A 12,449-nucleotide genomic window follows, 5' to 3' on the forward strand; every position below is an offset into this window, starting at 1 on the left:
GCCGGCGCCCCGTCCGGCGCGGCGACCCACCGGGCGAGTCAGCGCCCCGTCCAGCGCGGCGGGCGCTTCTCCAGGAAGGCCGCGATCCCCTCGGTCTTGTCCGCGGACCTGTCGATCGCCGCCGAGGCGATCTCGGTGGCGTTCCACCCACGCTCGTCCGGCTCGGACACCACACGTTCCAGCGCGCGCAGCGACACCGACACCGCCAGCGGCGAGTTCTCGCACACCGCGGCCGCGAACGCCAGCGCCGCGGCCTCCGCCCCGCCCGGCTCGACGAGCTCGTTGACCAGGCCCAGGGCGTACGCGCGCTCGGCGTCCAGCGGGCGCCCGGTGACCAGCAGCTGCTTGGCGATGTTGAGCGGCAGCGGCCGCGGCGCCCGGAACAGCGCCCCGCAGTTCGCGACCAGACCGCGGGCGACCTCGGGCAGCCCGAACCGCGCCGTCGTCGACGCGACGACCATGTCGCAGGCGAGCACGATCTCGAACCCGCCGCCGTAGGCGACGCCCTCGACGGCGGCGATCAGCGGGCGGCGCCGGTCGCGCCGGACGACGCCGTAGTTGCCGCCGCGCGGCGTCGGCCCGCCGGAGCCGGCGGCCAGGTCGGTGCCCGCGCTGAACGCCGTCGTGTCCCCGGCGAGCACGCCGCACCACAGGTCCGGGTCGTCGTCGAGGGTGTTGAGCGCCTCGTCGAGCCCGGCCGTCATCGCCGCGTCGACGGCGTTGCGCTTCTCCGGCCGCGTCATCCGGATCAGGAGCACGTGCCCGTGCCGCTCGGTGGTCACCCGCGTCCCCGTCATGCCGTCCGTCACGATCGTGACTGTAGGTGGGGAGCGGGCCCGGGCGTTCGTACTGTGGTGATCGTGTCCCGCAGCAAGCGCCTCCCGACCGCGGCCGTCCTGTCCGTCCCGCTCGCCCTGACCGGTGCCCTCGCCGCGCTCGGCCTGCACGTGCGCCGCAACATGGGGGCCCGCGCGGGCGAGCTGCGCCGGATCGCGTCCGGGTCGCCGAACGCCGTCGACGGCGTGTTCGCCAACACCGAGCCGGGCCTGCCGCGGGCCAAGGCCTCGGCCCGGATGATCCTGAACATGCTGGTGGCCCGGCGGTCCGAGGGTGTCGCGCCGGCCACGGTGCCGCTCGCGCCGCTGCGGACCCCCGACGCGCCCGCCGGGCTGGCGGTGACCTGGCTGGGCCACGCCGGGGTGCTGCTGGAGATCGACGGCCGCCGGGTCCTGGTCGACCCCGTCTGGTCGGACTACGCCTCCCCCGTGCCGCGCTTCGGGCCGCGCCGCCTGCACCCGCCGGTCGCGCCGCTGTCCGCGCTGGGGTCCCCGGACGTCGTCGTGATCAGCCACGACCACTACGACCACCTCGACCGCCCGACGGTCACCGCGCTGGCCCGCGACACCTCGGCGGTGTTCGTCGGCCCGCTCGGGGTGGGCGCGCACCTGCGGGCCTGGGGCGTGCCCGGGCACCGGGTCGTCGAGCGCGACTGGGAGGGCGTGGTGACCGTCGCCGGGCTGGAGCTGACCTGCCTGGAGACCCGGCACTTCTCCGGGCGCGGGCTGCGCCGCAACACGACGCTGTGGGCCGCCTGGAAGGTCGCCGGGGCGCGGCACACCGCTTACCTGGGCGGGGACACCGGCGCCACCCGGGCGCACGCGCGCACCGGGGCCGCGCACGGCCCGTTCGACCTGACGGTACTGCCGATCGGCGCCTACGCCGACCTGTGGCCCGACATCCACGCCGACCCGGAGCAGACCGTCGCCGCGCACCGCGAGCTGGGCGGCCGGGTGCTGCTGCCGATCCACTGGGCGACGTTCAACCTGGGCTTCCACCCGTGGGACGAGCCCGCCGAGCGGGCCCGCAAGGCCGCCGCCGACCAGGACGTGGTCCTGGCGCTGCCGCGCCCGGGTGAGCGGATCGACCTGACCGGCGTCACGACCGACGACGACGCCCGCGCCGCGGTTCCCACCGAACCGTGGTGGCCGACCGCGCGCTGATTCGCGCCACGTTCACCGCTGACCCTTTTCGCCCATTCCCGTCGCCCGGACGCCGTATCCCCCGACCGGAAACGGCGGCTCCGGCCTATTTCCGGGTAGGGGTTCGACAGGTCGGTTCGGCATCCTTTATCGTTCTGCCCGAAGAATCGGTTCCGGCTCCGACCGGGCGATTCCCGTCTCCGGCAGATCCGGTGATTCCCCCGTGGAAGGAATGACGACGTGGCGCAGCAGACGACCATCACACTGGTCGACGACCTCGACGGCACCGAGGCCGACGAGCAGGTGGAGTTCTCCGTCGACGGCCGCGCCTACGAGATCGACCTGTCCACGAAGAATGCCGAGAAGCTGCGGGAATCGTTGGCGCCCTACGTCGCGGCCGCCCGTCGCGGGTCCGGTCGGCGCAGTACCGCATCCGGCACCTCGTCGTCGAACGGTTCCAGCGCCTCGGAACGCGCCGCGAACCGCGCCGTGCGGGAATGGGCGGTGGCCCAGGGAATGAGGATCTCCGAGCGCGGGCGTATCCCGTCCTCGGTTCTCGAGGCCCATCAGAACGCGCACTCCTGACCGCCGGCGCCGCCGGGGTCGCGCCGGATGGCAGGATCGGGCCCACGAGAGACGTGCGCCGGGCGATCCGCGGCGCGCCCCGACGGAGAGGCCCTGATGTACCCAGGCACGCACGCCGCGACGACCCCCGACAAGCCGGCCGTGATCATGGGCGGCTCGGGCGCCACCCTGACCTTCCGTGAGCTGGAGGAGGGGTCCGCCCGGCTCGCGAACCACCTGCGGGCGGCCGGGCTGCAGCGGGGCGACGTCGTGGCGCTCGTCGCGGAGAACACCGCGCGGGTCTACGAGGTGTACTGGGCCGCCCAGCGGTCGGGGCTCTACATCACCGCGGTGAACCACCACCTCTCGGCGCCCGAGGCGGCCTACATCGTGCGGGACTGCGGCGCGAAGGCGCTCGTCGTCTCGGCCGGTGTCGCCGGTCTGGCCGCGGCGATCGAGGACCACGTCGACACCCCGGTACGGCTGGCCTTCGGCGGCGAGATCCCCGGCGCGTCGCGCTACGCCGACTACGACGAGACCCTCGCCGCGGTCTCCGCCGAGCCGCCGGCCGACCAGCCGCGCGGGGCGGACATGCTCTACTCCTCGGGCACCACCGGCCGTCCCAAGGGCATCAGGTCGACGCTGCCCGACCGGCAGGTCGACGAGCCGGGCGACACCTACCAGGCCCTGTTCGGGTCGATGTACGGCTTCGACACCGACACCGTCTACCTGAACCCGGCCCCGCTCTACCACGCCGCGCCGCTGCGGTTCACCGCCACGGTGCAGGCGCTGGGCGGGACGGTCGTGGTGATGGAGCGCTTCGACCCCGAGCAGGCGCTGGCGCTGATCCAGCGGTACTCGGTCACCCACTCGCAGTGGGTGCCGACGATGTTCGTGCGGATGCTCAAGCTCCCCGAGTCCGTCCGCGCCTCCTACGACGTGTCCTCGATGCGGGTCGCGGTCCACGCGGCCGCCCCGTGCCCGGTCGACGTCAAGCAGGCGATGATCGACTGGTGGGGTCCGGTCCTGCACGAGTACTACGCCGCCACCGAGTCCAACGGCATCACCTTCATCGACTCGGCGCAGTGGAGCGAGCGTCCCGGCTCGGTCGGGCGCGCCGGGCTCGGCACCATCCGGATCGCCGACGACACCGGTGCCGTCCTGGCCCCGGGCGAGATCGGGACGGTCTACTTCGAGCGCGAGGTCCGGCCGTTCGAGTACCACAACGACCCGGGCAGGACCCTCGCCGCGACCCACCCCGAGCACGACAGCTGGACCACCACCGGGGACCTGGGCTACCTCGACGAGGACGGCTTCCTCTTCCTCACCGACCGCAAGGCGTTCACGATCATCTCGGGCGGGGTGAACATCTACCCGCAGGAGGTCGAGGACGCCCTCGCGCTGCATCCGAAGGTGTTCGACGTCGCCGTCATCGGGGTGCCCGACGACGAGATGGGCGAGAAGGTCAAGGCCGTCGTCCAGCCCCCGGAGGGCGTCGACGCCGGCCCGGAGCTGGAGCGCGAGCTGATCGACTTCGTGCGGGAGCGGATCGCGCACCACAAGGCGCCGTCGTCGGTGGACTTCACCGACTTCCTGCCGCGCACCCCCACCGGCAAGCTCGTCAAGCGGGAGCTGCGCGACCGCTACGTGTGACCACCCCTCCCCCGCGTCGCCCGCGGCGCGGGGAGGTCAGGTGGCGCGGCGGGCGTAGCGGGCGCGCGTCCAGGCGGCGACCAGCGCCAGCGGCACCGAGACCACCAGGGCGGCGGCGAACAGCGGGGCGAAGCGCCCGGCGTCGGCGAGCGGGGCGCCCAGTGCGGTCCCGGCCGAGCTGCCCAGGAACAGCAGTGTCGCGAACAGCGCGACGGCGGTCGCACGGGCCTGCGGGACGACCTCGGTCGCCCAGGTCTGCAGGGTCGAGTGCAGGAACGCCCACGCCCCACCCAGGCAGAGCCCGGCCGCGGCGACCGTCACGGGGTGGACGGCGACCAGCGGGAACACCCAGGCGACGACGAGGAACCCGCCGCCGGTACCGGCCAGCGCGGCCGCGCGCAGGCGCCCGACCAGGCGTCGCACGACCCGGGAGAACAGCACCGCGCCGACGCCGTAGCCCCCGGCCGCGAGCCCGGCCAGCGCGGCGGAGCTGCCCCCGGCCTGCAGCGCCGGGGCCAGGTAGGTCAGCACCCCGAGCACGACGGCGCCCTCGACGAAGGCGAGCGCCAGCACCAGCCGCGCCCAGCGGTTCCCGGCGACCGCGGCCAGCGGGCGGAGCACCGCGTCGGCGATCCCGCGCGAGGTGGTGCGGCCGCCGTCGGGTTCGGGCAGCGCCCGCAGCGCGACGAACAGCACCGCGCTGCCGGCCGCCGTCGTCCCCAGGACGACGCGCCACCCGGCCAGGTCGGCGAGCAGGCCCGCCCCGGCCGTGGCGACGGCGGTGCCGAGCGCGGTCGCGGCGAGCAGGTCCGACAGCGGCCGCTGCCGGACCGCGGCGGGCCAGGTGTCACCGACGTAGACCAGCGCCGCCGGGATCAGCGCCGCCGTGCACGCGCCGGTGACGACCCGGGCGACGACCAGCACGGCGAGGGTCGGGGCCAGCACCGAGGCGACCCCTCCCAGCACCGCGCCGACCAGGGCCAGGCGCATCACCCGGACCCGGCCGATCCGGTCGGACAGCACCCCCCACACGACCTGCATGAGGCCGTAGGCGAGGAAGTAGCCCCCGGCCGCGCCGGCCGCCGCGGCCAGCGGCGCGGAGAACGACGCGGCGATCGGCACCAGCAACGGTGCGATCGCGAACCGGTCCACGGTGCTCGTCAGCGACGCCAGCTGCAGCAGCCGGAGCCGCCGGGTGCCGTCGGGGACGGCACCGCTGCCGTCGGGGGTCGTGCTCACCGGCGTCACCCTGCACGGCGGGCCGTGATCTCGCCCACCGGGGTGAGCGGGACCACAGTGGGGGGGCAGGCGTGGCTCGGGAGGCACCGGTGGGCACGATCACGGGTCACGGGACGACCGCGGCGGACGTCGTCGCGCGGCACGCACGGGCCACACCGGACGCTCCGGCACCGGCCGACCCGCGGACGTCGCGGACCTGGACACGCTCACCGCGTGGCGCGCCGACCGGCTGGTTCCCGCTACCAGCAGCCGAGCCGGCTCGCGCTGGTGGACGCGCTGCCGCGCAACCCGTCGGGCAAGGTGCTCGAGACCGAGCTGCGGCGGGCCCACGGGGCGGGGTGAGCGGAACCCCCTCGCGTCGGCGGCGGTGGCACGCCTACCGTCGCGGGGTGTCCGTCGTGGAGTCCGTGAACACCGGGATGTCCCGCCCGATCCTCGCCAAGGCCGGCACCTCCGGCATCGACAAACGGCCGGTACCCGGTCCGGTCCGGGTGGACGTCCCGGCGCCCGCGGCGAGCGGACTGGCCGGCGACACGATCTGCGACGCCGACCACCACGGCGGCCCGGACCAGGCCGTCTACGCCTACGCCCGGGAGGACCTGGAGTCCTTCGCCCCCGAGCTGGGCCCGCTGCGGGCGGGGATGTTCGGGGAGAACCTCACCACCCGCGGCGTCGACGTGTGCGGCGCGGAGCTGGGCGAGCGCTGGCGGGTCGGCGGGGTGCTGCTGCAGGTGACCGCGCCGCGCATCCCGTGCCGGACCTTCGCCGCGCACCTGGAGCGGGCGGGCTGGGTGAAGCGGTTCACCGCGGCCGCCCGTCCCGGCGCCTACCTGCGGGTCCTGTCCCCCGGCGAGGTCCGCGCCGGCGACGCCGTGACCGTCGAGCACCGGCCCGGGCACGGCGTCACCGTCGCCGACGCGTTCCGGGCGCTGCTCGCCGAGCCGGCCCGGCTCCCGGACCTCCTGGCCGCGGGCGAGCACCTGCTGCCGGAGATCCGGGAGACCGTCACGAAGCGGACCGCGTCCCGGCGCTGACCCGGCCGTAGCGCATCCCCATGGCGGTGCGGACCGCGTCGAGTGTCTCGTCGGCCAGCGCGTTCGCGCGGGCGTTGCCGCGGGCCAGCACGTCGTCGACGAGCCCGGGGTCGCGGGCCAGCTCGGCGCGCCGCGCGCGGTGTCCGGCGAGGTGGTCGTTGACCGCGTCGGTGGTGAGCCGTTTCAGCGCGGCGGCCCCGTCCAGGGTCGCGGCCAGCTCGTGCGGGTCGCGGCCCAGGCACAGGGCCGCGGTCGCGAGCAGCCCGTACACCCCGGGCCTGCCGTCCGGGTCGACGGTGATCCGCCGCTCGGGGTCGGTGCGGGCGCGGCGCACGAGCGCCGCGGTCTCGTCGGCGGTCGCGCCGAGCGGGACGGCGTTGCCGCGGGACTTGGACATCTTGTGCCCGTCGAGCCCGGGCAGCTCCGGGGTGTCGGTCAGCATCGGCTCGGGCGGGGTGAACACCGGGCCGTAGCGCTCGGCGAAGCGCCGGGCCAGCACCCGGGTCAGCTCGATGTGCGGGAGCTGGTCCTTCCCCACCGGCACGAGGTCGGCGCGGCAGGACAGGATGTCCGCGGCCTGGTGCACCGGGTAGGTCAGCAGCAGCCCGGACAACGCGCGCCCGGACGCCGCGTGCTCGGCCTTCACCGTCGGGTTGCGGTGCAGCTCGGCCTCGGTGACCAGCGACAGGAACGGCAGCAGGAGCTGGTTCAGCGCGGGCACCGCAGAGTGGGCGAACACCGTCGTGCGGTCCGGGTCGAGCCCGGCGGCGAGCTGGTCGAGCACCGCGCCGCGGACGTGGTCCGCCAGCCGGTCGGCGACGTCGCGGTCGGTGACCACCTGATAGTCGGCGAGGATCACCAGCACGTCCACACCGGACCGTTGCAGCCGGACGCGTTCGGAGATCGTGCCCACCAGGTGCCCCAGGTGCAGCGGGCCGGTCGGCCGCTCCCCGGTCAGCACCCGGTGCGACGACGGGTCGGCGGCGACGGCGGCACGCAGCGCGGGCATCCGGGCGACGGTGGCGGCGAGGGAATCCATGATCAGCTCCTGGGGAACGGGGAGCTGCACGAGACACACCGGATGCCGCCGGACTGCTCGGGCAGCCCGGGGTGACGGTGACGTGCGTCTACGCGGCTGCGGGGAGCAGCCGCCACCAGACGGGACGGGAGGAACGCACGGGGGCACCCTACACCCGATCAATCGACAATCGTTATCATCTTCGTTATGGCCGACCGTCGCGTTCCCGTCACGATCCTGTCCGGCTTCCTCGGCGCGGGGAAGACGACGCTGCTGGAACACCTGCTCGCGAACCGCGCGGGCAGGCGGATCGCCGTCGTCGTCAACGACATGAGCGAGGTCAACATCGACGGCGCGCTGGTCGACCTGCACCGCAGCCAGGAGAAGCTGGTCGAGCTCACCAACGGCTGCATCTGCTGCACGCTGCGGGAGGACCTGCTGACCACGGTCGGCGAGCTGGCCGCGGAGGGGCGCTACGACCACGTCGTCGTCGAGTCGACCGGGATCTCCGAGCCGATGCCGGTCGCGGCGACGTTCGAGTGGACCTTCGCCGAGGGGACGACACTGCCGGGACGCTCCCTGTCCGACGTCGCACGGCTGGACACGATGGTCACCCTCGTCGACGCCTCGACCTTCGAGACGCTCTTGACCAGCGAGGACTCGCTCGCCGACCGCGAGCTGCAGGCGGCGCAGGGCGACGAGCGGACCCTGTCGGACCTGCTCGCCGACCAGGTCGAGTTCGCGGACCTGCTGGTGCTCAACAAGACCGACCTCGTCGCGCCGCACGCGCTGGGCCGGATCGAGGCGCTGCTGTCGCGGATGAACCCGGGCGCCCGCCTCGTGCGCGCCGTGCGCGGGGACGTGCCGGTCGCCGACCTGCTCGACACCCGTCGCTACGACCCGGCGGCGGCCTCGGCCACGCCGGGCTGGGCCCAGGAGCTCAACGGCTCGCACACCCCCGAGACCGAGGAGTACGGCATCGCGAGCGTCACCTGGCGCGCGGCGCGCCCGTTCCACCCCGCACGGCTGCTCGACGCGCTCGGCGAGTGGCCGGGCCTGCTGCGCAGCAAGGGATTCTGCTGGCTGGCGACCCGGCCCGACGTCGCCGGGATGTGGTCCCAGGCCGGTCCGAACATGGCCCTGGACCCGGCGGCGCCGTGGTCGTCGTTCGACGGCCCGCGCGGGCAGGAGATCGTGTTCATCGGCCTCGGCCTGACCCGTGACGCCGTCACCGCGCGCCTCGACCCGGCCCTGCTCACCGACGACGAGCTGCTCGCCGGGCCCGCCTCCTGGCGTGCCCTGCCCGACCCGCTGCCCGAGTGGGACCTGGACGACCTGCACGGGCACGACCACGTCGCCGCGGCCGGGTAGCGTCCGGCCGCGTGCCCGACCTCACCCCGGACGAGTTCCGCGCGCTCGGCCACCTGTTCGTCGACGCCGTCGCGGACGCCCGCGCCGGGATCGAACGCCACCCCGTCCGCGACCTCGTCGAGCCCGGCACCGTGCGGGCCCGCTTCCCCCGCGAGGCGAACGAGGACCCCGAGCCGCTCGCGGCGTTCCCGTCGCTGGTCGAGGCCGTCACCGGTGACGCCGACACCCGCTGGCAGCACCCCGGGTTCCACGCGTTCTTCCCGGCGAACGCCTCGCTGACCTCGCTGCTCGGCGAGCTGCTCTCCGGCGGCGCCGGGGCGCAGGGGATGCTCTGGTCGACCTCGCCCGCGTGCACCGAGGTGGAGCAGGCGGTCACCGACCAGCTGGCCAGGGCGATGGGGCTCGCCGAGACGTTCACCCACGACGGCGGCGGGGGCGGCTCGATCCAGGACTCGGCGTCCTCCGCGGCGCTGGTCGCGCTGACCGCCGCGCTGCACCGGGCCGCGCCGGACCCGGACTCCGGCTGGCGGGTGCGCGGGGTGACCGGCCGGGAGCGCGTCTACGTCACGGCCGAGACGCATTCGTCGCTGGCCAAGGCGGTGCGGGTGGCCGGACTCGGCGCCGACGGACTGCGGACCGTCCCCTGCACCCCGGGCTCGCGGGCGATGGACCCGGCCGCGCTGGCCGACACCCTCGCGGCGGACGTCGCCGCGGGGCTGGTCCCGGTGCTGGTGTGCGCGACGGTCGGGACAACCTCGACCGGGTCGAGCGACCCGGTCGCGGCCCTGGTCACGGCGGCGCGGCCGTACCGGGCCTGGGTGCACGTCGACGCCGCGTGGGCGGGCGTCGCCGCGCTCTGCCCGGAGCACCGCTGGGTGCTCGACGGCGTGAACCCGGGCCCGGGGCCCGGAGCCGACTCCTTCTGCACCGACGCCCACAAGTGGCTGCTCACCGCGTTCGACGCCTCGCTGCTCTGGGTGCGCGACGCCCGCGCGCTGCCGGCCGCCCTGTCGATCACCCCGGCCTACCTGCGCGACGCGCACTCCGACTCCGGCGCCGTCGTGGACTTCCGGGACTGGCAGCTCCCGCTCGGGCGGCGGTTCCGGGCGCTGAAGCTGTGGGCGGTGCTCCACGGCCAGGGGCTGTCCGGCCTGCGGTCGCACCTGCGCGGGCACGTGGACCTCGCCGCCGAGCTGGCCGAGCGGGTCCGCGGGCACGACGAGCTGGAGCTGGCGTGCGCACCGGTGCTGTCACTGGTCTGCCTGCGCTCACGCGCCGGCGACGCCGCGACCACCGCGCTGCTGGAGCGGGCCAACGCCGACGGACGGGTGCTGCTCACCGGCACCGAGGTCGACGGGCACCCGGTGGTGCGGGTGGCGTTCGGCGGGATCACCACGGGCCGCGAGCACCTCGACGTCGTGTGGGATGTCCTGTCTGCCCGATCGTGACCGCCACGGGTAAGGTTCGCCTGTCCACCCGGAAGGGTGTACTGACCTGATTCCCCGGCGCCCGGTGCACCCCGCCCGCACGGGTCCCGTCGAAAGGACCGCCCCCATGCCCCGACCCCTGCTCCGCGCGCTCGCCGCGTGCGTGGTCCTGCTGCTGGCACTCGCCGGCTGCTCCTCCGGGGGCTCCGGCGACGCGGCACGGCCCGCACCCGCCGGCGACGCCCCGACCGGAGCGTTCCCGGTCACCCTCACCCACGCCTTCGGGCAGACGACGATCCCCGCCGCGCCGCAGCGGGTGGTGACCGTCGGCTTCAACGACGCCGACTTCGCCCTCGCCCTCGGCGTGAAGCCGGTCGGGGTCCGCGAGAACATCGGCGACTACGACTACGCGAAGCGCCCCTGGGCGCAGGAGGCACTCGGCGGGACGCAGCCGCAGCTGCTGACCGGGTCCGAGATCCCGGTCGAGCAGGTCGCCGCGCTGAAGCCCGACCTGATCCTCGGCGTGTACTCCTTCATGGACCAGGCGACCTACACCGCGCTGTCGCAGATCGCGCCGACCGTCGCCCAGGGCACCCCCGACGGCACGAACGCCGCGGGCTGGGAGGAGCAGACCCGCATCACCGGGCAGGCCACCGGCCGCACCGAGCAGGCCGAGCAGGTCATCACCGCGACCCGCGCCGAGTTCGACGAGGCCAGGGCGGCCCACCCCGACTTCGCGGGCAAGAACCTGAAGATGGACTTCTTCATCGAGGGCGTCCCCTACGACATGGGCACCGACGACCTGCGCGCCCAGATCTTCGCCGGCCTCGGCTTCACCGTCCGGCCGGACTCGCAGACCCTCTCGCTGGAGCGCCAGGGCGACCTCGACAGCGACGTGCTCGTGGTGCTGGGCCGTTCGCGCGCCGAGTCCGAGGCCGACCCGGTGTTCCGCGCGATCCCGGCGGTCCAGCAGGGCCGGGTCGCCTACCTCGGGCCGTTCGAGACCGAGTTCGCCGCCGCGCTGGGCTACTCCAGCCCGCTGTCGCTGCCCTACGCCATCGACACCGTCGCGCCGCAGCTCGACGCGGCGCTGAAGGGCCGGGCCCCCGGCAACTGACGCCGGCCGTGCACCGGTGGACGTGGACGTCACGTCCACCGGTGCCCCCGCCGGGGTCACTCAGGTCAGGTAGCCCCCCATGCGGCGGAAGTGGTCACCGGCGACGTGCTCGACACCGTCGGCGTCCTTGACCCGCTGCAGGACCAGGCCGTACTGACCACCGCGCCAGGCGTCCGGCCCGGCGACGACGACCACCCCGCTCCCCTCGCGGGCGAAGATCCGCCCGTTGGTCCCGCCGCAGCGCTCCCGCGACACCGTCGCCTCCAGCACCCGCAGCCGCGCGCCCTCGTGCAGGCACCAGGCGTTCGGGTACGGCCCGGTCTGCGCGCGCACCAGGTTGACCAGGTCGGCGGCCGGACGGTCCCAGGGGATGCGGTTGTCCTCGTCGGCCCGCTTGTGGAAGAACGACGCGTGCGCCGGGTCCTGGGTGAGCCACTCGTGCGGACCGTGCTCGGCCCGGTCGAACGCCTCGAGCGCGAGCGGTCCGAACAGGAGCACGGTGCGCTCGAACAGGTCCTCGGTGGTGTCGGTCGGGGTGACCGGCACGGTGCGCTGGCAGATGATCGGGCCGCGGTCGAGCTCGGCGTCCATCCAGTGCGCGGTCACGCCCACCTGGCTCTCGCCGTTGATCAGTGCCCAGTTCAGGGGGGAGAACCCGGCGTAGCGCGGGAGCAGCGAGTCGTGGGTGTTGACCGTGCCGCGCGGCGGGGCGGAGAACACCTCCGGGGAGATCCAGGTGCGCCAGTTGCAGGCCACCCCGATCTCGGCGCCGGAACCGGTGATCGCGGTGACCAGCTCGGCGTCGACGGCCTTCTCCCGGTAGAGCACCGGGATCCCGTGCTCACGCGCCAGGTCGCCGAGCGACTCCTGGAAGATCACCGGGGACGGCTCGCCCTCCTCCGGGTGGCTGACGACGAGCACCACCTCGTGTCGCGAGTCCAGCAGGTCGGCGAGCAGCCGGGCTCCCCACTTCTGGTAACCGAACAACACGACACGCACGGGATGTCGACCTCCTTCTGGGATGTGGCGCGACGACGGGCGCCGGAC

The 12,449-nt window shown here is 74.7% G+C and carries 12 protein-coding genes; 8 read left to right on the forward strand and 4 right to left on the reverse strand.

Annotation, left to right across the window (positions count from 1 at the left end):
* Window positions 1-38: 38 nt before the first annotated feature.
* Window positions 39-809, reverse strand: coding sequence for an enoyl-CoA hydratase-related protein (locus tag WHI96_RS12260; protein ID WP_345649088.1), 771 nt, complete (start codon window positions 807-809; stop codon window positions 39-41).
* Between the two features lie 51 nt (window positions 810-860).
* On the opposite strand from WHI96_RS12260, the gene WHI96_RS12265 reads away from it, so the two are divergent.
* From WHI96_RS12265 to WHI96_RS12275, 3 genes are all read left to right on the forward strand, one after another.
* Complete coding sequence (locus WHI96_RS12265) at window positions 861-2,000, forward strand: MBL fold metallo-hydrolase (protein ID WP_345649085.1); 1,140 nt, start codon at window positions 861-863, stop codon at window positions 1,998-2,000.
* A gap of 219 nt (window positions 2,001-2,219) precedes the next feature.
* Window positions 2,220-2,564 (forward strand): histone-like nucleoid-structuring protein Lsr2, encoded by a 345-nt coding sequence (locus WHI96_RS12270; RefSeq protein ID WP_345649083.1) that lies wholly within the window; start codon window positions 2,220-2,222, stop codon window positions 2,562-2,564.
* A 96-nt stretch (window positions 2,565-2,660) separates the two neighbouring features.
* Entirely contained in the window at window positions 2,661-4,196 is a 1,536-nt protein-coding gene (locus WHI96_RS12275) for an acyl-CoA synthetase (protein WP_345649080.1), read from the forward strand.
* Window positions 4,197-4,232: 36 nt separating this feature from the next.
* Here the strand turns inward: WHI96_RS12275 and WHI96_RS12280 are convergent, their stop codons facing one another.
* A complete protein-coding gene (locus WHI96_RS12280) occupies window positions 4,233-5,435 on the reverse strand; it encodes an MFS transporter (RefSeq protein WP_345649079.1) in 1,203 nt (400 codons plus the stop codon).
* A gap of 213 nt (window positions 5,436-5,648) precedes the next feature.
* On the opposite strand from WHI96_RS12280, the gene WHI96_RS12285 reads away from it, so the two are divergent.
* Window positions 5,649-5,777, forward strand: a complete 129-nt coding sequence (locus WHI96_RS12285; RefSeq protein WP_345649077.1) for a hypothetical protein — start codon at window positions 5,649-5,651, stop codon at window positions 5,775-5,777.
* A gap of 47 nt (window positions 5,778-5,824) precedes the next feature.
* Window positions 5,825-6,469, forward strand: a complete 645-nt coding sequence (locus WHI96_RS12290; RefSeq protein ID WP_345649070.1) for an MOSC domain-containing protein — start codon at window positions 5,825-5,827, stop codon at window positions 6,467-6,469.
* Here WHI96_RS12290 and trpS read toward each other — a convergent pair.
* Window positions 6,441-7,508 carry a tryptophan--tRNA ligase gene (gene trpS / locus WHI96_RS12295; RefSeq protein WP_345649067.1) on the reverse strand — a complete coding sequence of 356 codons (1,068 nt, stop codon included), beginning with the start codon at window positions 7,506-7,508 and terminating at the stop codon, window positions 6,441-6,443. The two genes, WHI96_RS12290 and trpS, sit on opposite strands and share 29 nt — an antisense overlap.
* 186 nt (window positions 7,509-7,694) lie before the next feature.
* Between trpS and WHI96_RS12300 the strand changes: the two genes are divergently transcribed.
* From WHI96_RS12300 to WHI96_RS12310, 3 genes are all read left to right on the forward strand, one after another.
* On the forward strand, window positions 7,695-8,858 hold the full coding sequence (locus WHI96_RS12300) for a GTP-binding protein (RefSeq protein ID WP_345649064.1): 1,164 nt from the start codon (window positions 7,695-7,697) through the stop codon (window positions 8,856-8,858).
* Window positions 8,859-8,869: 11 nt separating this feature from the next.
* Entirely contained in the window at window positions 8,870-10,306 is a 1,437-nt protein-coding gene (locus WHI96_RS12305) for a pyridoxal phosphate-dependent decarboxylase family protein (RefSeq protein WP_345649061.1), read from the forward strand.
* A 106-nt stretch (window positions 10,307-10,412) separates the two neighbouring features.
* Window positions 10,413-11,402, forward strand: a complete 990-nt coding sequence (locus tag WHI96_RS12310; protein ID WP_345649058.1) for an iron-siderophore ABC transporter substrate-binding protein — start codon at window positions 10,413-10,415, stop codon at window positions 11,400-11,402.
* 60 nt (window positions 11,403-11,462) lie between these two features.
* On the opposite strand, the gene WHI96_RS12315 is transcribed toward WHI96_RS12310, so the two are convergent.
* Complete coding sequence (locus WHI96_RS12315) at window positions 11,463-12,401, reverse strand: methionyl-tRNA formyltransferase (RefSeq protein WP_345649055.1); 939 nt, start codon at window positions 12,399-12,401, stop codon at window positions 11,463-11,465.
* Window positions 12,402-12,449 lie beyond the last annotated feature (48 nt).

The sequence above is a fragment of the Pseudonocardia tropica genome, from assembly GCF_040105315.1.
Lineage (GTDB): Bacteria > Actinomycetota > Actinomycetes > Mycobacteriales > Pseudonocardiaceae > Pseudonocardia > Pseudonocardia alni.